The organism is Arcobacter sp. L (genome assembly GCF_000284235.1).
GTDB lineage: Bacteria > Campylobacterota > Campylobacteria > Campylobacterales > Arcobacteraceae > Aliarcobacter > Aliarcobacter defluvii.
On record NC_017192.1, the window covers coordinates 474,353 to 496,633 of the forward strand.

Below are 22,281 nucleotides of genomic sequence, written 5' to 3' on the forward strand. Positions count from 1 at the left end.
TTTATTTTACACCTTCTTCAATATTATCAATTAAATTTGATTTACTATTTAATCCAACACCTCTAAATTCAGGTGTGAAGTTGTTTTTTGGTGCTTCTGTTGTCATTGATTGTGGAGCATGACATTGAGAACAGTTAAATCTAGCTCCTGCAAGCGTTTCAAGAGGTTTTTCAACAACTTTAATATCACTTGTATTTGTTATTATTTTCCCATCTTTTTCAATTTTCCCATCTTTATCTAATTTTGTTTCTGGTCTAAAATTTGTAAGATGTGATTTTGGATATGGTACTGCACCCATTGATTGTGCAACAGCTGGTTCATGACACATAATACATTGATTATTATCAATTGTAATAGGTAGCATTCCTTCTACATCATGTGGAATCATTGGTGGAGCATTTTCAAAAGCTCTTTCTATTTTTTTGCTTGTTCCTGGCGCATCACTACCATATTGTGTTTTATCAACAGTTACTTTATCTTCTGAATAAATAGAAGTATTTCTCAAACCTAGAGATTCTTCTTTTACTGTATTTGTTACAGCAAAAGTACTAACAGTAAAAAGTACTGTTGAAGTTATTATTCCTAAAGCTAATCTATCTAACTTCATTTTCTTTTTCCTTTTTTAAATTTTTTATTGAAAAATTAAGAGCATCATCTTCACATACTTCTACACATCTTCCGCAGTTTGTGCACTCACCACTTAAAACAGGCATAGAAGTTTTTGTAACCATATGTAAAACTTGATTTTCGGGACAAATTTCTTTACATTTCATACATGCTGTACATTTTTGTGCATTATGATGAACTCTTATTAAACTAAATCTTCCAATTAAGGAATAAAATCCACCTAAAGGGCAAATATGCCCACACCAACCATTTTTTAAAACAAATAAATCAAAAAGAAAAATTATTACAATTGTTGCCCAACCAAATCCTAATCCAAAGATAATTCCTCTTTGAACCATTGAAACAGGAGATATAAGCTCAAATGCTGTTACTCCCATAAAAAATGAGATTATAAAACTAAGAGCAATTACCCAATATCTTATATTTCTAGAAGCTGGTTGTTTCTTTTGGATTTGGTTAAATCCTAATTTTCTTCTTAAATAATTTGCAAAATCTGTAATCATATTAACAGGGCAAACCCAAGAACAAAATGCTCTTCCTCCAATAATCATGTAAAAAAGAGTAATAATTAGCGCTCCAATTATTACATCAAGTGATAAAACAGCTCCTGCAAAAAGCATTTGACTTACGGCATATGGGTCACTTAATGGTATAGTTTCAAGTACAAGTGATGAACTTAAATTTCCCATTAAAATTTTGATTCCATAAACATTTGCAATTGTGTATAAAATCATTAGTGAAATTTGAGTAAATCTTCTAGCTATTAAAAATCGATATTTTTTTATCATTTTAATAAATCCTCCATTCCACTATTTAAAGAATCAATTGCACTTTTTTTGTTTATTTGTGTTTTATTTGTTTCACTTGTTGCATTTTGAACTCTTTGTTCATCTTGTTTATCCCAACCTCGAACATAATAATCACCAACTTTTCCTAAAGCTACTTTTCTTGGAAGTACAAAAATTGCTGCTTTTTCAGTAACACAAGCTTTTTCACATAAACCACAACCTGTACAAACATCAGGATGAACTATTGGTTTTAAAAATGCGTGTTTTCCTGTTCTATCATTTTTTGAATATTCGATGGTTATAGCTTTTCCTAAAAGTGGACAAGCTCTATAACAAGCATCACATTGAATACCCCAAAATGCAATACATGAATTATTATCAATTACAGCAACTCCCATTTGAGCTCTATTTATATCTAGTTCTTTATTTGTATTTTGAACTAACCTAATATTTAAAGCATCAGTTGGGCAAATTGGAACACAAGGGATATCAACACACATATGACAAGGAATTTTTCTTGGTTCAAAAAATGGTGTTCCTAATGGTTTATTATCTCCTGGACGTGCTAATTTTAATGTATCAAAAGGACAAGCTTCAACACATAATCCACATTTAATACAAGTTGCCAAAAAATCTTCTTCATCTAAAGCAGCAGGAGGTCTTAAAATCAATGAAGTAGCTTTTACTTCATCAACATATGCACTCCACGTTAACCCACCAAGAATAGCAAGTCCAGTTGCTCTTGCAATTGTCAAGAAAAACTTTCTTCTTTCACTTATTGGTTGGTTTTGCTCAATACTCATTTTTTACTCTTTATTTATTATGCTTTATATATTTTAACTGCACATTTTTTGAAATCTGTTTGCGCTGATTGTGGACAAGTTGCATCTAAACAAACTTTGTTGATAAATACTTTTTCATCAAACCATGGAACAAAAACTAAACCTCTTGAAGGTCTATTTCTTCCTCTTGTTTCAACTCTAGCTTTAACTTTTCCACGTCTACTTTCAACCCAGCATAATCCACCTTGTTGAACGTCATATTTTTTAGCATCTTCAGGATGCATATAACAAAGTGCTTCTGGAACTGCACGATATAGTTCAGGAACTCTCATAGTCATAGTTCCACTATGCCAATGCTCTAAAACTCTTCCTGTACTTAGCCAAACTGGATACTCTTCATTTGGTATTTCAGGTGGATCCATATAAGGACGTGCAAAGATTTTTGCTTTGTTTTTTAATGATTTTTTAGTTTGGTCTTTAACTCCAAGTAAATCACCTTGCGCTAACTCTTTTGCAATTGTTCCATAGAATGCAAAATCACTATCAGGATTTGCTTTTTTTGCATAAGGGTCATATTTTGTATTAAATCTCCATTGTGTCTCTTTACCATCAACAACTGGCCATTTAAGACCTCTAACTCTATGATATGTATCAAAATCAGCTAAATCATGACCATGTCCTCTTCCAAAATCTGCATACTCTTCAAATAGATATTTTTGAATAAAGAAACCATAACCTTTCCATGGTTTTCCATCACTTCCAACAACATTTCTTGAATCTCCAAATCCTTCTGTATTATCAAATCCTGCTTGAATAGGATCTTTAGGGTCTAATTTATAAGATTTAGCTTTTTCATTTGCAAATAAGATTTCATACATTGTTGTATTTTCATTGTATCCTAGTGCTTTGGCAGCTTCAATAACATCTGGAAGTTTTACTTCACCTTTGCTACTTGCAAGTGTTTGTTCTCCCCATAAATCTTTTACAGTAAATCTTTTTGAAAGTTCAACCCATTGCCAAGTATCACTCATAGCATCACCAACTGGAATTACTTGTTGTCTCCAATGTTGAGTTCTTCTTTCGGCATTTCCATAAGCTCCCCATTTTTCATAAATCATAGCTGATGGTAAAATTAAATCAGATACTTTTGCAGAGATTCCAGGATATCCATCAGATGTTACAATAAAATTATCCATTTCTCTTGCTGCTTTAATCCAGTGAGTTGCACTTGCTGTATCTTGATATGGATTACAAACATTTACCCAAGCAAATTTGATATTTCCATCTTCAATATCTCTGTGGATTTTCATAATATGTTGATGACCTTTTGGATTTAGTGTTCCAGCAGGAATTTTCCAAGCTTTTTCTGTAATTTCTCTATGTTTTGGAACTGCAACCATCATATCAGCTGGTAATCTATGTGCAAAAGTTCCTACTTCTCTTGCTGTTCCACAAGCACTTGGTTGTCCAGTTAAAGAAAATGCTCCAGAACCTGGTTTAGCTTGTTTATTTAATAAAAAGTGAACATTATAAGCTAAAGTATTAACCCAAGTTCCACGAGTGTGTTGATTCATACCCATTGTCCAAAAACTCACAACTTTTCTATCTTTTTCAATATATAAATTTGCTAAAGTTTGAAGTTTATTTTTAAATTCATCAAGATTTTCATCAGGATTCCCTTTGGAAATTTTTGCAACATAATCTAAAGTATAAGGTTCTAAGAATTTTTTGTATTCTTCAAAAGAGATTTCCCAATGAGCAAGACCGGCATTTTTATTTACCATTTTATCGCCAGCTTTATATCCATAAGGAGCAAGTGCTGGAGCTTCTGTTTCAGAAACTATTTTTTCCATTTCTTTAGAAATTGTTTCCATCTCTTTTTCACTATATTTTCCATCTTTTATTGATTTTTCATCGCTTCTTCTCATCCCGTAACCCATATTTACTGGGCTCGCAGCAAATACTATATGTTCTTTTACAAAATCCCAATCTATCGCTTCTGGATGATTATATACTATTTCTCTTGCTATATAATTCCAAAGTGCAAGGTCAGTGTTTGGAGTAAAAATAATTTCAATATCAGCTAAGTCTGAAGTTCTATGTCTATATGTTGAAATATTTATAACTTTTACTTTATCCGGAGCACTTAATTTTCTATCTGTTACCCTTGACCATAAAATAGGGTGCATCTCTGCCATATTTGAACCCCAAGCTACAACAGTATCAGTTAGTTCAATATCATCATAACAGCCACTAGGTTCATCTATTCCAAAAGTTTGATAAAAACCAACAACAGCACTTGCCATACAGTGTCTTGCATTTGGATCAATTGCGTTACTTCTAAATCCAGCTTTCATCATTTTTTGAGCAGCATAACCTTCCATAACTGTATATTGCCCACTTGCAAAAATACCAATTCCTTCTGGACCTTTTTCTTTCAATGCAATTCTTATATGTTTTTCCATTTCATCAAATGCTCTTTGCCAAGAAATAGGTGCAAAATCTCCTTTTTTATCAAATTCACCTTTTGAATTAACTCTTAATAAAGGTTGTTTTAATCTATCTGCCCCATACATAATTTTAGCATTGAAATAACCTTTAATACAGTTAAGTCCCCTATTAACAGGTGCTGCTGGATCTCCTTTTACTGCAACGATTTTCCCTTCTTTTGTTGCAAGCATAATTCCACATCCAGTTCCACAGAATCTACAAGCTGCCTTGTCCCATCTCCAACCACCTTCAGCTACATCAGCTTGTGCTTTTAAATGAGAGGGTACACTCATACCAATTGCTGCTGCTGCACTTGCTGCTGCTGAGCTTTTTAGAAAGTCTCTTCTTGAAAGCGACATGATTTCTCCTTTTGAAATAAATTCTTTAACTATGAATTGTAACGATTAAAAGGAGAAAAAATATTGACTTGTGTCAAGTAGATTAAGTTTTAATTAAGATAAAAAGTATCCTATTTAGATAGAACTTGAAGGTTTTCCTGTGTAATAACCTTGTGAAAAATTAACACCAATTTTTTTTACAATGTTAAATATATTCTCATCAAAAACAAATTCTGCAACAGTTTTTGCTTCTACTTTTTTAGCAAAATCTACAATTGTTTCTACAATAATTCGATGTTTTTCATTTTTATCAATATTTTTTATTAATGAACCATCAATTTTTATATAGTCAACATTTAGTTTTAAGATATGTTCAAAATTTGAATATCCTGTTCCAAAATCATCAATAGCAATTTTTGCACCAATAGATTTTATTTGAGTTATAAAATTAACAACTTCATCATAATTTTCGATACCTTCTGATTCTAAAATTTCAAAAATTATGCGATTTGATGTTTTTGTTTTTATTATGGTTTTTATTATCTCTTGAACTGTGCTTGAATCTTTTATATCATCAATTGACAAATTTATAGAAAAACTTTTATCACTATTTTTAAAAGTATTACACGCTTGATGTATAACTTCTTTTGTAATATGAGAATAAAGTTTTGTTTTTTTTGCAATATTTAGAAAATCTAGAGGAGGAATAATTTCATTATTTTTATCAATCATTCTAACAAGTGTTTCATATTTATCAATTTTTAGAGTTTCTAAATTCATAATAGGTTGGTAATAACAAACAATTCTATTATCAATCAAAGCTTCTCTAATTGAAGTTGCAATTGCAATATTTTGTTTATATTTCTTTTCAATATTTGCATTTTCTTCATAAACTGCAATTTTTATTTTGTTTTCTTTTGCATAATGAACAGCGATATCTGTTTTTGTTAATAAATTTTCTTTTTCTTTTGCAATTCCAACAGAAAATCGAATATGAATATGCTCTTCTTCTATATGAAACATTTCTTCTTCAAAAAGTGATAAAATATTTTCAATATTATGTTTTATTTTATCAATAGGAATATCTTCATAATATAAAATTGCAAATTCATCACCATCTATTCTATATGTTGTAAAGTCAAGTTTTAAAAACCAGTCAGCAATTTCTTGAAGAATTTTGTCAGCATTTGTAGTTCCAAAAAAATCATTTACTTCTTTAAATTCATCTATATTAAAAATTGCACAAGCAGTTGGAGTTTTTTCTAAAATATCAGAAAGAATTTTTTGTCTATTTGGTAAAGAAGTTAATTGATCATAATATACAAGTTTTTTATTTTTCTTTTTTAACATAACTTGAGCTGTAATATCTCTTCCACTTCCAATTGTACCTATTAATTTTCCAGTTTCATCATGAAGAGGAGCTTTATGAACTTCTAAATAAACAAGTTCACCTTTTATATTTCCAAATTCTTCAAAAATCATAGGCTTCATCTCATCTAAAACTATTAAATCAGAATTAGAACAAAGTTCACCAAATGTATGCCATTGTTTATTTTCAGGATGTTTTTCTCTTTCTCTTTTTGCAAAAAAAACATCATTTTTTCCAATAACTTCTTTTGGATCGGCCATTAACAAATTTTTACAAATACAATCATTTGCATATAAATAATTTCCATCTAAATCTTTTGCCCACAACATATCAGGTAAATATTTTGAAATTAATTTTAAAAAATTTTCAGGTTGAAGAGACTCATTCATAAAATTTCCTTATGTTCAAAAACAAAAATTACTATTTAATTATATTTTATCTAAGATTCATAAGTAATGCCTTAAAAACGTTATTTAATAAACATTATATAAATTAAATTAATATTATTTTGGAATTGTTTAGTTAAACCATTGAATTTTTTCTTTTAAATTTACAACTTCTCCTATAACAATCATTGCAGGAGTTGGTAAATTTTTAGATTTTTCTACAATATTTTCTAATGTTCCAACTATGACTTTTTGTTCTTTTGTTGTACCTTTTGAAATAACTGCACAGGGATAATCTTTTCTTTTTCCTAAAGAGATAAGTTTTGAAGAGATTAATTCAATATTATGATAACCCATTAAAAACACAATAGTTTCATCATTTAAAAAAGTTTCCCATTCAATTTGAGATATTTTCTTTTTAGGATTTTCATGACCTGTTACAACTCTAAAAGATGTTGTTAATCCTCTGTGAGTTACAGGAATCCCAGCATATGCAGGAACAGCAATAGCAGAACTAATACCAGGAATAATTTCAAATTTTATATCTCTTTCTTGTAAATAAAGAGCTTCTTCTCCACCCCTACCAAAAACAAAAGGATCTCCACCTTTTAGTCTTACAACATTTTCATATTTTAATGAAGCTTGATAAATAAGTTCATTTATCTCTTCTTGAGGAAGAGTATGTTTTTTATCTTCTTTTCCAACATAAATTAAATCGCAAGATTTTTTTACCATTTTTAGAATTTCTGGGTTAACTAATCTATCATAAATTAATACATCAGCATTTTCTATAACTTTTAGAGCTTTTAAAGTAAGTAATTCAACATCTCCAGGACCCGCTCCTGTTAGATAAACTTTGGGCATAATAATTAATATTCCTTATATATATTATTTAAATGAATTATATCTAAAATAGATTAAAGCTTTTAAGATGAAATTTTAGTATCACAAGATTTTAGAATTTTACCCAATTCATTTTTTAATTCTTGCAATCTTTTTGTTGAATTTATCAGATATTCTTGCGATTGAATAACAATATCTTCACTTCTATTTAACTGTTTTGAAATATCAGCTGAATTAGTTAATTCATAAATTATATTATCAAACTCATCTGTCAATTCATCAAGTTTTAAGGAAGCATTTTTTGATTGTTCAATTGCATTTGTGGAATAACTCATAACAGAATTAATTTTATCAATAAAGTGATTTATTGTTTGAGTTGCTTCAATAATTTCATTTTCTGCCTCAATTTTTATTGGAGTTAAAGGTTTAGTAGGATTTTGTTCAACTATTTTTTTAGACTCTTCTAAAAATTTTTTTACATTATCTTCCATCGCTTTTAACTGCAAAAAACTATAAATAATTAATAAAACAATAAGTGAAGCAAAGAAATATTGAACATATTTTAAATAATTGCTTTTTTCTTCACTATAATTTGTATACATTGAAACTAAAGTATCCACTTCTTTTAATAAAATAGTGTTTGTTGTATAAATTGAATTTACAATATTTTTTAATAAAATTTCAGAAGATTCATCTTTTTTGTTGATTAAATCTTTAAATTTGATTATGTTTTGAAAAAAACTTTTCCATAAAATCTCAACTTTTGATAATTGACTTGCTATCTCTTCTGTTGGAGCTTTTTTTATACCTAAAAGATTATTTCCATCTTTTAGAGAATTTAAATTATAGATAAATTCTGTTGTTGAATTTTCTAATTCTATAAAAGAACTCTCTTTATGTTGATACAAATAAAAAATATTTTTTGAAATATTTTGAGTTAACATTCTTTGTTTTCCAGCAATATTTATAATTAAAGCATCTTTTTTACTTTTGTCGTTTAAATAAATTGTTGTAGCAATTATACTTGCCATTAAAATAAAAAATAAAATGCCCAGAGATTTTATTTTCGTACTTATTTTATTGTTTTTCATACTCCAACTCCTTTGAAGATACAGATTAGTTCATTTTGATTTTCTATTATAACTTCACCATTATCAATACTTATTATCTCATCTCTTGATAATCTTTTTAAAACTCTTGACAACGTTTCAGGTTGAATATGTAACATAAATGAAACTTCTTGTCTTTTTAATTTATTAAACATTTCCAAATCTTGATTTAACATAAATGCAACTTTTGCTGTTGCGTCAAATACTAATTCTCTATTTACAATACATTGTAATTGATGTGTTTTATCAAGTAAAATTTCCATTAATTCTGTTGTTAAAATATTTTTCGATAAAAAATATTCTTGTAATTTCTCAAAATTTACTGATAAAATAGTTGAGTTTTCAACAAATTCAGCATTTGAAAAACAGTAAATATCATTTGATTTCATAGAGGATAATTCACTAATCATTGAATTTTTATAAATATGATATAAAAATATCTCATTTCCAAATTTATCAACTTTATATATTTTTATTAATCCATCAACTAAAAAAAGTAGATGATTTTTAATATCACTTTCATAAAACAAAATTGATTTACTTTCATATTTTGAAACATTAGAAAAAGATGCAATTATATTTAATTGTTCTTCATTTAAAGTATTAAAAAAGTCTATTTTTTTTATTGTTTCTATTAAAATCAAATCAAGCCTTACAATTGGTTTTATTTAAGCTATTGTATATTATGCTTGTAAAAATATTAATAAAAGTGCTATATAATAAGGTATATAATGAATTTTAAGAAATACATAAAAGCTGTTGGAACAGGTGTAAAAGGAAATAGAAATTTATCAAAAGATGAAATTTTTGATGCAATAGAATCTATATTAGAAAATAGAGTAACTCCTGCTCAAATTGGAGCATTTCTAATTGGTTGGAGAACTAAACTTGAAACAAATGAAGAGCTAAGTGGAGCAGTAGAAGCTTTAAGAAAATTTATGAAATTTAAAAGAGTTGAAAATTCAATAGAACTTGGATATTCATTTGACGGAAGATGTGAAAATCCTTTTTTATTTCCTCTATTTGAAAATATTTTAGATGAGTTTTATAAAAAAAATAGTGATGTGAAAAGATTAGATTTGGTAATTTCAGGGGATTATTTACAACCAGCAAAAGTGGGAATTACAACAAAAGAAATTTTTCAAAATATTGACAAAGGTCAATACATACATTTTTTTGATAGGGTAGAATACTTAAAAGAGTTAAGTGATATTACTCCTTTACGACACGAATTGGGTTTAAGAACAGCATTTAATACAGTTGAAAAACTTTTGAATCCAGCTTTTAGTGAATATGGAGTAACAACAGCTTTTCATAAACCTTATGTACAAAAATATTTAGAAATTTTTGCTCCATATTTTGAAGAAGTTGTTGTTGTTAAAGCAAGTGAAGGAAGTCCAGAAGTATTTAAAGATGGAAAATTTTGGAAACTAAAAAATAATCAAATAATTGAAGAGAGTTTTTCTTTAAAAGATTTTGGAGTTAATTACTCTAAAGAGTTTGAGAATATAACTCTTGAAGAATCTTTAAATATTGTAAAAAATCCGGATGATGAAATTTTAAAACTTGCTAAATTTAATGTTGCTTTATATCTTTTATTTTCAAATAGAGTTGCTTCTTTAAAAGAAGCATGGCAAAGATTAAACTAGGTTTAATAAAAGGTAAAAAATGTTAATAGATGGATTTGGAAGAACGGTTGATTATCTAAGAGTTTCTGTAACTGAAAGATGTAATTTTAGATGTCAATATTGTATGCCAGAAAAACCTTTTTCTTGGGTTCCTAAAGAGAATCTTTTATCTTATGAAGATTTATTTAAATTTATAAAAGTTTCAATTGATGAAGGAATAAAAAAAGTTAGAATTACAGGTGGTGAACCACTTTTACGAGAAGGTCTTGATATTTTTATAAAAATGGTTTTTGATTATAAAAATGATATTGATTTAGCTTTAACAACAAATGGTTTTTTATTAGCAAAAGCAGCACAAAAATTAAAAGATGCTGGATTAAAAAGAATTAATATTTCTCTTGATTCTTTAGATTCATCAACTGTTGCTAAAATGGCACAAAAAGATGTCTTATCTAATGTTTTAGAGGGAATTAAAGCTGCTGATGAAGTAGGTTTAAAAATAAAAATAAATTGTGTTCCTTTAAAAGGGATAAATGATAAAGATATTATTGAAGTTTTAGAGTTTTGTAGAGCTAAAGGTTATGTAGTTAGATTTATTGAATTTATGGAAAATCATCATGCAAAAGATGGAGTAAAAGGATTAAATTCTGATGAACTAAAAGCAATTATTTCAAAAAAATATCCAAATTTTAAGATGATACCAAGAGATACAAGTTCTCCTGCTCAATACTACGAATTTGAAGATGGTTATCAATTTGGAATAATTGAACCTCATAAAGATGATTTTTGTGCAGCATGTAATAGAATTAGATTAACTTCTGAGGGGTATTTAATACCATGTTTGTATTTTGAAGATGCAATGAGTATAAAAGATGCTGTTCAAAATAATAGAATTGATGAAGCAGTTGAGATATTAAAAAAAGTTTTACAAAACAAACCTGAAAAAAATAAATGGTCGACAACAGGTGATAATGAGACATCAAGTAGAGCATTTTATCAAACTGGTGGATAAAATAAATTTTTTTTTAAGAATAAAGTAAAAATAAAGTATTTTTTTTATAAAATTGCGACTCATTTTATTGTAAATGAATAATTTAAATATACCTATTAGGAGGTCAACATGGCTTTAGATCAGGAAGTAAAAGCAGCTATTATTGCAAAATATGGAAAAAAAGATGGAGATACAGGTTCTTCAGAAGTTCAAATTGCATTATTAACAGAGCAAATTAAAATTTTAACAGAACACTTAAAAGTTTTCAAAAAAGATCACTCTTCAAGATTAGGTCTTTTAAAAATGGTTGGAAAAAGAAAAAGATTATTAGCATACTTAAAAAGAAATGATTATGCTAGATTTACTGAATTAGTAGCTTCTTTAGGAATCAGAGCTAAATAAATTATCTCTAATTTCTTAAAAAGGGTTGTAGTCGTTGCTACAACCCTTTTTTTTTGATTAAATAAACCAATTAATTGATTATAATAACGAATCTTAATAATAGTTCAAGTAAAATATACATAAATTATAAAAAAATTGGAAAATTATAATATGTTATTAACAAAAAAAAGTGAATATGCACTACTTTCTTTAATCGCAATTGCAAAAAGTGATGAACCAAAGAATGTAGATGTATTATCAAAAGATTTAAATATATCAAAATCATTTTTAGCAAAAATTATGCAAAATTTAGCAAAATATGAATTAGTAGTTTCTCAACGGGGAGTAAATGGTGGTTTTACACTGAAAAAATCTTGGGAAAGTATAACAATACTTGAAATAGTTGAAGCAGCAGAAGAAAAAATGCCAACGGTGTTTGAATGTGCTCCATCTTTACAAAGTTGTCCAAATCAAAAAGCAATGTCTTGTACAATTTGGCCTTTATTAAATAATTTGCAATTTAAAGTAAATGATTTTTTAAGTAAATTAACCTTAAAAGATATTGCTTAATGAAACTATTTCATATTTCACATACGGATTTAGATGGATATGGATGCCAATTAATAACAAAAGAATTTTTTAAAGAAGGATTCTTTTATAATGCAAATTATGGATTAGAAGTAAAATTAACAATAAAAAAAGCTTTGGAAGAAATAAAGAATTATAAAGATGAAAATATTCTTCTTCTAATAAGTGATTTGAATTTAACTTTTCAAGAATCAACAGATTTGGATTTAGAGATAAATAAACTTACAACAGAAGGTTATCAAATCAAACTTCAACTTTTAGATCATCATGTAAGTGGCAAAAAAAGTGCAGAAAATTTTTATTGGTATTATTTAGATGATAAAAGATGTGCAACAAAAATAGTATATGATTACATGTTTGAAGAGTATGAAGGTTTTGACTGTTTGACAAGTGCTTGGCTAAAACCTTTAGTTGATTCAATAAATGCAGTTGATATTTGGCTTGAACATGAAACTAAAAATTTTGAATTTGGCAAAGTTTTGATGTCAATGATTACAAAAGTTAAAGAAATAAATAATATTTTATTTTCAGATTTAAATAGAGAATTTAAATTTTATCTTTTAAAAGAAGCTTCAAAATTTTTAGATGAATTTGATGGTCATATAAAACTTGATAATGAAGTTCATTTTATGAAAAAAAAGTTTTTAAAACTAACTGATAAAGATGATACCTTAGATAATTTAAGTGCAGCATATTTAGTAAAAACTTTAGATGATGTAAAAGAGAATTTAACAGTTGTTTATAAAGAACAAAAAGGATTATTAACATATTGTTTAGGATCTATTTCTATTCCAGCAAATGCTTTTCTAAAAGCAAATCCAGATTATGATTTTTTTATTGATATAAATAAAAAAGGAAATGCTTCTTTTAGAGCAGATGGAAAAATTGATGTAGCATTACTTGCAGCAAAACTTGCAAATGGTGGTGGTCATGTAAATGCAAGTGGTGGAAAATTTGATGATTTTAAAGAAACAATAGATTATTCAGAAGTTAAAACTTATATACAAAAAAAACTGGATAAACTTTAGTTTACACTTTTTTAGCATTCTTTTATATATTTTACTTATAATAGAACAATTTATTATAAAGGATATAAAATGGAGTGTGAATTCCCAACAGTAAATTCAAAAAATGAAGAAATTTTAGATATTTTTAAAAATACAAAAACTATTGCAATAGCAGGACTTTCTCCTGATTCTGATAAAGCATCAAATATGGTAGCAGTTTATTTACAGAATGCTGGATTTAAAATAGTGCCTGTTTATCCTAAAGAAGAAACAATTTTAGGTGAAAAAGTTTATAGAACAATAAGTGAAATACCTTTTAAAATAGATATGGTTGATATTTTTAGAAAACCTGATGCAATATCTTCAATCGTTGATGAAGCAATACAAAGAGGTGATGTTGATACAGTTTGGTTTCAACTTGGACTTGTAAATAATGAAGCAGCTTTAAAAGCTAAAGAAGCTGGATTAAAAGTTGTGCAAAATAAATGTACAAAGATAGAACATAGAAATTTATTTTAGATACTATTTTTAGGTAATGTGTTGTTAAGTACTAATTTAGCAACACAACCACTTTTCCCATCTTCTCTATTTTTTAATGTTATTTCAGCTCTTAATGCATCGGCCGCATTTTTTGCTAAGAATAGTCCAAGTCCTACGCCACTTTGGTTTCCAATTCTTTTAAATGGAGCAAAAAAATCTATATTTTCATCGATTCCAATACCTTCGTCAGTTACAGTTAAAATAATTTTCTCTTTTGTTTTACGAAGTCTAATTGCAATAGTTTTTTCATTTGGAGTAAATTTGATTGCATTTTGTACAAAATTTTGTAATATTTGATTAAATAGAGTCAATTGTATAGATGTACTTAAGTGATTTATATTAGAGAAAAATGTAATAATAATATTTTTTTGTGCACTTAACATTCTATAATCATTTGCTTTTTTCTTAATATATTCTACTAAATCAATATCTGTTGTTTGCTCAAATTGTGCTCCTTCTGTTCGTCCAATATCTAAAATTGAAGAAATCATTTTATTCATCTCATCTATTTGTTTAATAGATAAATTTAAAACTTCTTCATATTGTTCAACTTCCCTTTTTTTCTTTAAAGTTACTTCATTTTTTAATTTCATAACTGCAAGTGGAGTTTTAAGCTCATGCGCTGCACCAATAAATAACTCTTTTTTGAATTTTACATAAGTTCCTATTCTATTTGTTAAAGAGTTTATAGAGTTTGCTAATGAGTGAAATTCTATTGGTAAATCTTTTGTATCAATTTGAGATAAAGAGTGTTCATCCATATTAGATAGTTTTTTATTAATTTGCATTATTGGTTTTAATAGAGATTTTGAAACTACTAAAGAGTATAAAAGCATCAAAATAAATCCAGGTATGGCCAAGATAAAAAGATTTTTAAAAATTACAGAATATAAAAGTTCTCTCTCTAAACTAATATTTTTTATAATTTGTAAAAATAGACCATTTTTTAGATCAAATGGATAAAGAAGTTTTATATAATATTTCCCACCTAATTGATAATTTGAAAATCTAAGTTTCTCTAATTCAGAATTTTTTACTAAATCAATAGATTGAAATTGTGTTTTTACAGGTTGAAATTTATCAGGTGAAATATAATTTTTTTGAATTTGTTTTGCTTGATTAAGCATATTTTCTTGAATATCAACATAAACTGTACTTCTTGCATATTCATAAAAAATAAAAGAAAGTGTAATAATAAAAAGAGAAGTAGCTATAATCAATTTATTATAAAATTGTCTATAAATACTTCTGCTTTCCATCTTAAAATACCGAAATTATTTTTGTTTTACATCTTCTGCTACATTTGGATAACAAAATCTATAACCTCTTCTTCTAATAGTTTCAATTGTAGAGATGTTTAATGGTTTATCCATTTTTTGTCTAATTTGATTAATTGCAACTTCGATTACATTTGGAGTAACAAGTTCTGGTTCTTCCCAGATTGCATCTAATAATTGTTCTTTTGAAACGATTTGATCTCTATGACGTGCAAGGTGAGTTAAAACTTCAAATGGTTTACCTTTTAACTCTATTTCTTCACCTGCATATTCAATTTTTTCTTCATCAGGATTAATTACTAAATCATCAATTTCGATTACATTTGTTCCACCAAATCTTAATCTTGCTTCAATTCTTGCAAGTAAAATATCAAAATCAAATGGTTTTTTAATAAAATCATCAGCACCAGATTTTAATGCTTCAATTTCAGATTCTTTATCATCTCTTGCTGAGATTATAACAACAGCAGTTCTTGAACTTCTATTTTTAACTATTTTACATAGTTCAATTCCGTCACCATCTGGTAACATCCAATCAGTTAATACTAAATCATAATTTCTAATATCAATAAAATATTCTGCATCTTTATAGTTTTCAGCAGTATCCACTTGATAACCAAAGTCAGTTAGACCTTCTTGTAATGTTCTGTTTAGTGTAATTTCGTCTTCAATAATCAAAATTCTCATAATATTCCTTAAATTTAAGTTAAATTTAAATTTGGACGGAATTGTATCATAAATATTTGAAAATTTAAAGCCTTTTTAAGCTAAATTTTAAAATTTACAAAATACAGTAAAAATTTTTAAAATTTGTTTAATAAACTTATCATTTATTTATAAAAAATCAACTATTTATTAACTATGAAAAGATAAAATGTCGCAAATATAATTTCAAGGAATAAAATGAAAAAAATAGTATCAAGTTTCGTTGCTTCAATTGCATTAGTTTCTGCTTTAAATGCAGCTGATTTTTATGCTACAGTTGATGGTGAACAAATCACTAAACAAGATATCTCAATGGCTTTACAAGATCCAAGAATAGATTTTGATAAATTACCAGATAATGCTAAAAAACAAGTATTAGAGCAAATTATCAATAGAAAATTATTAGCTAAAAAAGCTATTAAAGATGGAATTGAAAAAGATCCACAATATGTTGAAACAATAAATAAAATAAAAGAAGATTTAGCTTTCCAAGTTTGGCAAAAAAATCAAATTGATAAAATCAAATTCACAGAAGATGAGAAAAAAGATTTTTATGAAAAAAATAAAGCAAAATTTGTAATGCCTGAAACTTTAGAAGCAAGTCATATTTTAGTTAAAACTGAAAAAGAGGCTTTTGATATAATCAAACAATTAGACAAAGCTTCAAATAAAGAAGAAAAATTTAAAGAATTAGCAAAAACTAAATCACAAGATCCAGCTGGCAAAAATGGTGGGTATTTAGGAAAATTCCCAGCAGATCAAATGGTTCCAGAATTTTCAAGTGCAGCAAAAGCAATGTCAAAAGGTACATATTCTAAAGTTCCAACAAAAACACAATTTGGTTATCATGTAATTTATTTAAAAGACAAAATTCCTTCAAAAGCTTTAGCTTATAATGAAGTTGAAGGTAACATCTCTCAAATTTTATTAGGAAATAGTTATAATAAAAAAGTAAAAGAGTTAACAGACGAATTAAGAAAAGACGCAAAAATAGTAATTAAATAAGGAGATTAAATTGGGTGTATTAAATGTTGTAAAACCTGGTGTTTTAACAGGTAGTGAAGCAAAAAAACTTTTTGCTTATGCAAAAGAGAATAATTTTGCGATTCCAGCTGTAAATGTGGTAGGAACTGATTCAGTAAATGCAGTTTTAGAAGCAGCAGCAAAAGTTAATTCACCAGTTATTATCCAATTCTCAAATGGTGGTGCTGGTTTTTATGCGGGAAAAGGTTTAAAAACTTCAGATGCAGCAGTTCTTGGTGGAATTAGTGGCGCAAACCATGTTCATACTATGGCAAAAGCTTATGGAATACCTGTAATTTTACATACAGACCATGCAGCAAAAAAACTTTTACCTTGGATTGATGGGTTAATTGAAGCTGGCTGTGAGCATTTTGAGAAAACAGGAAGACCATTGTTTACTTCTCATATGCTTGATTTAAGTGAAGAAAGTTTAGAAGAAAATATTGAAATTTGTGTTGAGTATTTCAAAAAAATGAATGCAATTGATATGATGTTAGAGATTGAACTTGGAATTACTGGTGGTGAAGAAGATGGTGTTGATAACAGTGATGTTGATAATGCTTTACTTTATACACAACCAGAAGAAGTTTGTTATGCTTATGAAAAATTAAAAGAAGTTGGAGATAATTTTACAATTGCTGCATCTTTTGGAAATGTTCATGGTGTATACAAACCAGGAAATGTTGTTTTAAGTCCAAAAATCTTAGATAATTCACAAAAATATATTCAAGATAAATTAAAAACTTCTGATAAACCAGTTGATTTTGTTTTCCATGGTGGTTCAGGTTCACTTTTAAGTGAAATAAGAGAAGCTATCTCTTATGGTGTTATTAAAATGAACATTGATACTGATACTCAATGGGCAATGTGGGATGGTGTAAGAGCTTATGAAGCTAAATACCATGATTATTTACAAGGGCAAATTGGTAACCCAGAAGGTGAAGATAAACCAAATAAAAACTACTATGACCCAAGAAAATTCTTAAGAGCTGGTCAAGAAACAATGATAGCTAGACTAGAAGTTGCTTTTTCTGATCTTTGTGCTTTAAATAAAAACTAATATTTTAGAGGAATTTCCTCTAAAATAATTTTAATTAGGTCTTTCTATTATATATCCACTTCCTCTTATATTTTTTATAAAATCTTCTTTTAATACAGTTTTTACTCTATTAACTTCTGCTCTTATTGTTGCATTATCAATATAATCATCATTCCAAACATAAGTTCTAAACATATCATAATTTACAACTAAACTTCTATTTTGTGCAAGAAGTTCAATAATTTGAAGTTGACGTTTAGGTAGGATATGTGGTTCATTATTAAAATATAAAGTTATAGTTTCTGCATCAAAACTATATTGATTAGATAATCTTTTATGTTTTTGAGGGACGATTCTTGTTTTTAAAATTTTGTTTATTCTTAAAGTTAATTCTTTTAGATGAAAAGGTTTTTTTAAATAATCAAAACAGCCCAAATCAAAAGCTCTTGATATATCTTCAATATCAATTAACGCAGAAATGTAAATAGTTGGAATATTTAATTTTTGCTCATGTAATCTTTCTAATATTGTAAATCCATCTATATCAGGAAGAGAAATATCTAAAATTAGTAAATCAAATTTTTCAGAATCTAATATTTCTAATGCTTCTACTCCATTTTTTGCACTTATTATTGCATGACCAGTTGAATTTAAATATTCAGTAATCATTTCATTTAACATAAAATCATCTTCAACTAATAAAATTTTCATAATACTCCTTTAAAAGTATAAGTAAATGATGCCCAATCTTTACCTGATTCAAGTTTTATACCTACGTTTTCTTCATTACAAATTCTTTTTACTAAATTTAATCCTAATCCAAATCCCTCTTGTGAAACTTGTTCTCTATAATATTCTTCAAAAATTTCTTGCGGATTTAATATTTGTTTTGAATTGCTTTCTATTGTAAAATTACACTCTTTATTAAAAATAGAAAGTTTTACAAATATTGTTTCATTTGGCAAAGTATATTTTATAGCATTTGTTAAATTATTATCAACAATTCGTTGAAGTTTTATTTCATTAAAATTTATATTTATTTCATCTTTTAATGCTTGAAATTTAAAATTTGATTTAAACTTTAAAGCCGAAGATGTGAAAAAATCAATTCTACTTCTTACAAAATCAACTATATTTATTTTATGAATTGCAGAATTTACTTGATCTTTTTTTATTAGATAACTTAAATCATCATATATACTAAAGATATTTTTCATAGCAACTTCAATATTTGAAAGATATTTGTTTTTTCCAAATTCCATCTCAAACATCTCTATATTTCCCATAATAACTGATAGTGGTGTATTTGTTTCATGTACTGCATGTTTTAAAAATCTTTTTTGTGCAGTTATTAAATTTTGAGAATAAATATTTCCTTCTTCTAGTTTTTTTGATTGTTTATTGTAATCATTTGAAGATTGTTGAATTAAATGTGTTAATGCTTCAAGACTTCTTGCATGCTCACTCAAAGGAGCTTGCGATATTTTTATCTGTTTTTTTGAATTTTTTTTGGAACAATTCTCACTCAAGGCAACTAATGTTAAAGATTGATTTAAAAGCTGATTATTCTCTTGATAATGAAAAAATTCTCCATATGTAAAAAAGCCACAAGTTGGAGCTATTTGAGAAAAAGGTTTTATTTCAATATCAATCATATTAGGCATATAACGTCTTCTTGCCATACATGAATATATGAAAATTGATTCAATATTTTCCAAAGGTTGGTCTTTAAATAGTGATTCTATAGGATTATTCATAATAAGTTCAATATTCCCAAATCCAAGTTTTACAATATCTCCTTTTTCTAAATTTCCAGCAAAGCTTAAACTCCCATCGATATGTTTTGAAATAACAGCTCTTGCTAAAGGAAGATTATTTTTTTGTACAATTAAAGGAAATTCAATTCCTGTTGCAGGAAGTGAAGAAGCAACATAAGAACCTAAATATTTTTTATAAAAATCTAGAGGTGTTAAACCTGAAATTTTATAAACTCTATTTTTATCAACTTCATCAATTGTATGAACTATACCTATTTCTGACCAATTAAAGTTATAAGAATTTCTCACTTGTAAAACGTCTGAGTCGAATACAACTCCAACACAACCATAAGTGAATACTTTATCTTGATAAGAGATAAAAGTTTGATTGAAATTTGCATTATCTCCTGCCATTCCTCCACAAACAATGATTTTATTATTTATAGAATTTATACCTTTTAAAAACTCTTCTCCATTTGTTTTTTTCCCATCTGTAAATGTAATAAGAAGTTTAGTCTTCTCAGAAAATAGTTCTTTTGCAATTTCAACTCCATTTATAAAAGAGTTTTCATTTTTTACATAAATTGCTTTTAATGTAGTTTTTTCAAAAACAGATATAGATATGACAGTATTTAATGTAGTAATGTTTTCTTCATTTATTTCTCCATCTGTTGAAGAACCTATACAAATAGCTTGAGGTAAATTTTTTGTTATTATTTTTACTATATTTTCTAAATAGTGTTTTTTATTTCCACAAAATATTTGAATTAATAAATTTTTTTTATTTTTAAAAGAAGGAAAATCAATCAACATTTCCAAAGAAGAGTCATTTAACGTATAGTTGTATGTTTTCATAGGAAAATTTTAGCAAATTTTTAAAAAGTATTAAATAAATAAAATAATAAATAAACCATAAAATCGTAATTTGTCACGATTATTATCAATGCTATGCTAATGCTATGCTATCGCTATAATTAGGCTATAAACATAAGATAGAATTTTACCATCTGAAGAGAAAAAATATTTCTTCAATATTTGAATTAAAAGGAATAAAAATGATTTATACAAAACCAACATATAAACCTCAATACGAAAATTTCATTGGTGGAGAATGGGTAGCTCCAATTAGTGGTGAATATTTTGATAATATTTCTCCTGTAGATGGTGAAGTTTTAACAAAAATTCCAAGATCAAATGAAAAAGATTGTGAAGCTGCTATTTTAGCTGCAAATAAAGCATTTCAATCATTTAAACATACATCAGTTATTGAAAGAAGCACTTTATTAAATAAAATTGCAGATGCAATAGAAGCAAATTTGGAAAATATAGCAATAGCTGAAACTTTAGATAATGGAAAAGCAATTAGAGAAACTTTAAATGCTGATGTTCCTTTAGTAGTTGATCATTTTAGATATTTTGCTTCTGTAATTAGAGCAGAGTCAGGAACAGTTTCTGATTTAGATGAAAATACAATTTCTCAAGAAATTCATGAACCATATGGTGTTGTTGCACAAATTATTCCTTGGAATTTCCCATTATTAATGGCAGCATGGAAATTAGCTCCTGCAATTGCTGCTGGAAATTGTGTTGTTATGAAACCAGCAAGTGCTACTCCAATGTCAATTTTATTATTAATGGAAACAATTCAATCAGTATTACCAAAAGGTGTTATTAATATTATTAATGGTGCAGGTGGAAAAATTGGTAAATATTTATCTACTCATGAATTAGTTAAAAAAGTTGGATTTACAGGTGAAACTACAACTGGTCAATTAATTATGCAATATGCAACTGAAAATATTATTCCTTCAACTTTAGAGTTAGGTGGAAAATCACCAAATATTTTCTTAGAATCAATCATGGATGCTGATGATGAATTTTTTGATAAAGCAATCGAAGGTTTAGTATTATTTGCATTTAATAGTGGAGAAGTTTGTACTTGTCCTTCACGTGCTTTAATTCAAGAATCAATTTATGAACCATTTATGGCAAGAGTACTTGAAAGAGTTAAAGCTATTAAATTAGGAAACCCTTTAGATACTGAGTGTATGATGGGTGCTCAATGTTCACTTAACCAAAAAGAAAAAATTATGGAATATATTAAAATTGGTAAAGAAGAAGGAGCAGAATTATTAATCGGTGGTGATGTTTACAAATCAGAAACTAATCCAAATGGTTTCTATATTCAACCAACATTATTTAAAGGTCATAATAAAATGAGAATCTTCCAAGAAGAGATTTTTGGACCAGTTCTTGCTGTTACTACTTTTAAAGATGAAGAAGAAGCATTAGCAATTGCAAATGATACAATTTATGGATTAGGTTCAGGTGTTTGGTCAAGAGATGCACATCAATTACATAAATTCAGTCGTGGAATAGAAGCTGGAAGAGTTTGGGTAAATTGTTATCATATCTATCCATCACATGCTTCATTTGGTGGATATAAAAAATCAGGAATCGGAAGAGAAACACATATGATGATGTTAAATTCTTATAGACATACAAAAAATATTTTAACTTCATACAACAAAAATAAATTAGGATTCTTCTAGGATTTTAGCTTTACAATAAAATTATTAAGCCCATAGAAGTTTTTTCTATGGGCTTTTTTGC

21 protein-coding genes are annotated in these 22,281 nt (G+C 27.2%); 9 read left to right on the forward strand and 12 right to left on the reverse strand.

The genetic code is table 11. The features are described from left to right. Position 1: 1 nt before the first annotated feature. The 8 genes from ABLL_RS02485 to ABLL_RS02520 all read right to left on the reverse strand — a co-directional run bounded on the left by ABLL_RS02485 (position 2) and on the right by ABLL_RS02520 (position 9,376). Entirely contained in the window at positions 2-607 is a 606-nt protein-coding gene (locus ABLL_RS02485) for a nitrate reductase cytochrome c-type subunit (protein ID WP_014473204.1), read from the reverse strand. Then, positions 594-1,415 (reverse strand): quinol dehydrogenase ferredoxin subunit NapH, encoded by an 822-nt coding sequence (gene napH / locus ABLL_RS02490; protein WP_014473205.1) that lies wholly within the window; start codon positions 1,413-1,415, stop codon positions 594-596. Before napH ends, ABLL_RS02485 begins: the two co-directional genes overlap by 14 nt. Beyond that, on the reverse strand, positions 1,412-2,218 hold the full coding sequence (napG, locus tag ABLL_RS02495) for a ferredoxin-type protein NapG (protein ID WP_014473206.1): 807 nt from the start codon (positions 2,216-2,218) through the stop codon (positions 1,412-1,414). Before napG ends, napH begins: the two co-directional genes overlap by 4 nt. A gap of 17 nt (positions 2,219-2,235) precedes the next feature. Further along, positions 2,236-5,046, reverse strand: a complete 2,811-nt coding sequence (napA, locus tag ABLL_RS02500) for a nitrate reductase catalytic subunit NapA (RefSeq protein ID WP_014473207.1) — start codon at positions 5,044-5,046, stop codon at positions 2,236-2,238. A gap of 114 nt (positions 5,047-5,160) precedes the next feature. Further along, on the reverse strand, positions 5,161-6,783 hold the full coding sequence (locus ABLL_RS02505) for an EAL domain-containing protein (protein WP_014473208.1): 1,623 nt from the start codon (positions 6,781-6,783) through the stop codon (positions 5,161-5,163). Positions 6,784-6,912: 129 nt separating this feature from the next. Continuing rightward, complete coding sequence (cobA, locus tag ABLL_RS02510; protein WP_014473209.1) at positions 6,913-7,644, reverse strand: uroporphyrinogen-III C-methyltransferase; 732 nt, start codon at positions 7,642-7,644, stop codon at positions 6,913-6,915. A 62-nt stretch (positions 7,645-7,706) separates the two neighbouring features. Further along, the gene (locus tag ABLL_RS02515) at positions 7,707-8,714 is read right to left on the reverse strand and encodes a type IV pili methyl-accepting chemotaxis transducer N-terminal domain-containing protein (protein ID WP_014473210.1); all 1,008 of its coding nucleotides are present in this window, start codon (positions 8,712-8,714) and stop codon (positions 7,707-7,709) included. Further along, complete coding sequence (locus tag ABLL_RS02520) at positions 8,711-9,376, reverse strand: Crp/Fnr family transcriptional regulator (protein ID WP_014473211.1); 666 nt, start codon at positions 9,374-9,376, stop codon at positions 8,711-8,713. Before ABLL_RS02520 ends, ABLL_RS02515 begins: the two co-directional genes overlap by 4 nt. A gap of 87 nt (positions 9,377-9,463) precedes the next feature. Between ABLL_RS02520 and ABLL_RS02525 the strand changes: the two genes are divergently transcribed. The 6 genes from ABLL_RS02525 to ABLL_RS02550 all read left to right on the forward strand — a co-directional run bounded on the left by ABLL_RS02525 (position 9,464) and on the right by ABLL_RS02550 (position 13,846). After that, on the forward strand, positions 9,464-10,381 hold the full coding sequence (locus tag ABLL_RS02525; RefSeq protein WP_014473212.1) for a glycosyl transferase: 918 nt from the start codon (positions 9,464-9,466) through the stop codon (positions 10,379-10,381). A gap of 19 nt (positions 10,382-10,400) precedes the next feature. Next, a complete protein-coding gene (gene moaA / locus ABLL_RS02530) occupies positions 10,401-11,372 on the forward strand; it encodes a GTP 3',8-cyclase MoaA (RefSeq protein WP_014473213.1) in 972 nt (323 codons plus the stop codon). Positions 11,373-11,480: 108 nt separating this feature from the next. Further along, positions 11,481-11,753 (forward strand): 30S ribosomal protein S15, encoded by a 273-nt coding sequence (gene rpsO, locus ABLL_RS02535; RefSeq protein WP_014473214.1) that lies wholly within the window; start codon positions 11,481-11,483, stop codon positions 11,751-11,753. Positions 11,754-11,903: 150 nt separating this feature from the next. Continuing rightward, the gene (locus ABLL_RS02540; RefSeq protein ID WP_014473215.1) at positions 11,904-12,302 is read left to right on the forward strand and encodes an Rrf2 family transcriptional regulator; all 399 of its coding nucleotides are present in this window, start codon (positions 11,904-11,906) and stop codon (positions 12,300-12,302) included. After that, positions 12,302-13,348 carry a DHH family phosphoesterase gene (locus tag ABLL_RS02545; RefSeq protein WP_014473216.1) on the forward strand — a complete coding sequence of 349 codons (1,047 nt, stop codon included), beginning with the start codon at positions 12,302-12,304 and terminating at the stop codon, positions 13,346-13,348. Before ABLL_RS02540 ends, ABLL_RS02545 begins: the two co-directional genes overlap by 1 nt. 69 nt (positions 13,349-13,417) lie before the next feature. Then, positions 13,418-13,846, forward strand: a complete 429-nt coding sequence (locus ABLL_RS02550) for a CoA-binding protein (RefSeq protein ID WP_014473217.1) — start codon at positions 13,418-13,420, stop codon at positions 13,844-13,846. Here ABLL_RS02550 and ABLL_RS02555 read toward each other — a convergent pair. Together ABLL_RS02555 and hsrA are read right to left on the reverse strand one after the other, a co-directional pair. After that, positions 13,843-15,126, reverse strand: a complete 1,284-nt coding sequence (locus tag ABLL_RS02555) for a HAMP domain-containing sensor histidine kinase (RefSeq protein WP_014473218.1) — start codon at positions 15,124-15,126, stop codon at positions 13,843-13,845. The genes ABLL_RS02550 and ABLL_RS02555 overlap by 4 nt on opposite strands. A 15-nt stretch (positions 15,127-15,141) precedes the next feature. After that, entirely contained in the window at positions 15,142-15,831 is a 690-nt protein-coding gene (hsrA, locus tag ABLL_RS02560; RefSeq protein ID WP_014473219.1) for a homeostatic response regulator transcription factor HsrA, read from the reverse strand. A gap of 216 nt (positions 15,832-16,047) precedes the next feature. Between hsrA and ABLL_RS02565 the strand changes: the two genes are divergently transcribed. Further along, on the forward strand, positions 16,048-16,854 hold the full coding sequence (locus ABLL_RS02565) for a peptidyl-prolyl cis-trans isomerase (protein WP_014473220.1): 807 nt from the start codon (positions 16,048-16,050) through the stop codon (positions 16,852-16,854). A 10-nt stretch (positions 16,855-16,864) separates the two neighbouring features. Continuing rightward, the gene (gene fbaA, locus ABLL_RS02570; RefSeq protein ID WP_014473221.1) at positions 16,865-17,932 is read left to right on the forward strand and encodes a class II fructose-bisphosphate aldolase; all 1,068 of its coding nucleotides are present in this window, start codon (positions 16,865-16,867) and stop codon (positions 17,930-17,932) included. A gap of 30 nt (positions 17,933-17,962) precedes the next feature. Here fbaA and ABLL_RS02575 read toward each other — a convergent pair whose 3' ends face one another. Both ABLL_RS02575 and ABLL_RS02580 read right to left on the reverse strand, forming a co-directional pair. After that, entirely contained in the window at positions 17,963-18,622 is a 660-nt protein-coding gene (locus ABLL_RS02575) for a response regulator transcription factor (protein ID WP_014473222.1), read from the reverse strand. Next, positions 18,619-20,523 carry an FIST N-terminal domain-containing protein gene (locus ABLL_RS02580; RefSeq protein ID WP_041654631.1) on the reverse strand — a complete coding sequence of 635 codons (1,905 nt, stop codon included), beginning with the start codon at positions 20,521-20,523 and terminating at the stop codon, positions 18,619-18,621. Before ABLL_RS02580 ends, ABLL_RS02575 begins: the two co-directional genes overlap by 4 nt. A gap of 200 nt (positions 20,524-20,723) precedes the next feature. Between ABLL_RS02580 and ABLL_RS02585 the strand changes: the two genes are divergently transcribed. Next, the gene (locus ABLL_RS02585) at positions 20,724-22,220 is read left to right on the forward strand and encodes an aldehyde dehydrogenase family protein (protein ID WP_014473224.1); all 1,497 of its coding nucleotides are present in this window, start codon (positions 20,724-20,726) and stop codon (positions 22,218-22,220) included. The last annotated feature ends 61 nt before the right edge of the window (positions 22,221-22,281 follow it).